Genomic DNA, 1713 nt, shown 5'->3' with positions numbered 1-1713 from the left:
CGTATCCATCGTCACCGCCGGACCCTCAAGCCCCAACGTGTACGACAACCGCCCCGACAACACACTCGTCGCATTGCCCGTCATCAGATGACCGGCGATTCCCTCGAACTCCGCCTCGTTCTCCAGGCCGATGTCCGCGTACCCGGACCAATAGCCGCCCACGAAGGCACCGGTCTGCGATCCCCGCAGCGATGCGGGGGCGATACCGGCCCGCTCCAGCGCCTCCCAGGAGGTCTCCAGGAGCAGTCGCTGCTGCGGATCCATCGCCAGCGCCTCACGCGGGCTGATCCCGAAGAAGCCCGCGTCGAAGCCGCTCGCGTTGTGGACGAATCCGCCGGCCTGCGTGTACGACGTGCCCGCAAGCTCAGAGTCCGGGTCGTAGAGCGCTTCGATGTCCCAGCCGCGGTCCTGCGGGAAGGCCCCGATCGCGTCCGTGCCCGAGGCCAGCAGCTCCCACAGCTCCTCCGGACTGGCCGCACCACCCGGGAACCGGCACGCCATCCCCACGATCGCCACCGGCTCGTCCGCCACCCCGGCCACCGGACGAACCGGCTCGACCACAGCCGGCAGATCACCCGCCAGTTCCGCGCGCAGCAGCCGGGACAGCGCAAGCGGAGTCGGGTAGTCGAACACCAGCGTCGCGGGCAGCCGCAGATCGGTCTCCGATTTCAGACGGTTGCGCAGTTCCACCGCGGTCAGCGAGTCGAAGCCCAGGTCGGTGAAGGCCCGGCCCGCCTCGATCGCCTCCGGGGAGGCGTGCCCGAGCACCGCGGCCACATGGGCGCGCACCAGGTCCAGCAGGATCCGGTCCCGCTCCGTGCCCGACACCGACGCCAGTTGGCGTCGCAGGGCCTCCCCCGCACGCGCCCCCGTCCCGGTACCGGTACCCGAGGCGGCCGTACGCCTGGAAGTCACGCCCGCCAGTGCCCGCCACAGCGGCGGGATGTCCGCACCGCGCGCGGCCTGTGTCCGCAGACTTGCCAGATCCAGCCGGGCGGGCACCAGCACGGCTTCCTCGCGGGCCAGTGCCACGTCCATGACGCCCAGGCCCTCTTCGGCGTCCAGGGGGCCGATGCCCGAGCGGTCGATGCGCGAGAGCAGCCGTTCGCCCAGGTTGCGGCCGATGCCCGCCTCGTGCGCCCAGGGTCCCAGTTGCAGCGACAGCCCGGCGAGTCCGGCCGCCCGCCGGTAGCCGGCCAGGGCGTCCAGGAAGGAGTTCGCCGCCACGTAGTTGCCCTGACCGGGTGCACCGAGCGTCGCGGCCGCGGAGGAGAACGAGACGAAGTTCTCCAGGTCCAGATGCGCGGTGAGTTCGTGGAGGTGCCATGCGGCGTCCGCCTTCGGCCGCATGACCGCCGCGACCCGTTCCGGGGTCAGTGCCGTGATGACGCCGTCGTCGATGATCCCCGCGGCGTGGAAGACCGAGCCCAACGGGCAGTCGGCCGGAACCGTCTCCAGCACGGCGGCCAACGCACCCCGGTCCGCCACGTCGCACGCCACCACCCGGACCCAGACACCCAGTTCGGCCAGCTCCGCGGCCAGCACCGCCACATCGCCGGAAGCCGGGCCCGACCGACTGAGCAGCAGCACACCGCCGGCCCGGCCGGTCCTCACCAGATGCCGCGCGACCAGCCCGCCCAGTGTTCCGGTCCCGCCCGTCACCAGCACCGAACGCGCAGCAGCATCCGCCCGCGGCTCGGAGGGCCACTCGAC

General features: G+C 72.1%; 1 protein-coding gene. It reads right to left on the bottom strand.

Annotated elements, in window-relative coordinates:
- The coding region (locus ACFZCP_RS45875) for an SDR family NAD(P)-dependent oxidoreductase (RefSeq protein ID WP_391443259.1) at positions 1–1713 on the bottom strand (1713 nt) is incomplete at both ends.

Origin of the sequence: Streptomyces sp. NPDC007971 (genome assembly GCF_042958635.1) — a bacterium.
GTDB lineage: Bacteria > Actinomycetota > Actinomycetes > Streptomycetales > Streptomycetaceae > Streptomyces.
The sequence above is the reverse complement of the archived record's forward strand: the minus strand, read 5'-3'. Positions and strand labels throughout refer to the sequence as shown.